The sequence below is a fragment of the Bartonella sp. MR168JLCBS genome, assembly GCF_042194175.1.
On record NZ_JBHIMP010000327.1, the window covers coordinates 308 to 757 of the forward strand.

Below are 450 nucleotides of genomic sequence, written 5' to 3' on the forward strand. Positions count from 1 at the left end.
AATGAATACACATGCGATGATGCAAGAAAGTGACAGAACTTTAAAAATCCATACCGTTGATTAGTTTGTGGATGAGTATTTGAGCGTGCAAAAGGAAAATTAAAATATGAATTTGAGTGAGTTAATTGCACCAGAAGCTATTATTCCAGCTCTTAAAGCGAATTCGAAGAAACAAGTTCTGCAAATTTTAGCCGAAAAAGCTGCTGAATTGACAGGTCTTAATGAGCGTGTGGTTTTTGATATCGTTTTGCAACGTGAAAAACTAGGTTCAACGGGGTTGGGTGGTGGTATTGCGATTCCTCATGGTAAATTGCCTGATATTAATCGAATCATTGGTATATTTGCGCGCCTTGAAAATGCAGTTGATTTTGAAGCTCTTGATGACGAACCTATAGATCTTGTTTTTCTTCTTTTAGCACCTGAGAACGCTGGTGCTGACCATTTAAAAGC

The 450-nt window shown here is 37.8% G+C and carries 1 protein-coding gene; it reads left to right on the plus strand.

Features of this window, described 5'->3' with window-relative positions; all coding sequences use genetic code 11:
* Positions 1-106: 106 nt before the first annotated feature.
* A partial coding sequence (locus tag ACFIK8_RS11195) for a PTS sugar transporter subunit IIA (protein WP_375669468.1) occupies positions 107-450 on the plus strand: 344 nt, incomplete at its 3' end.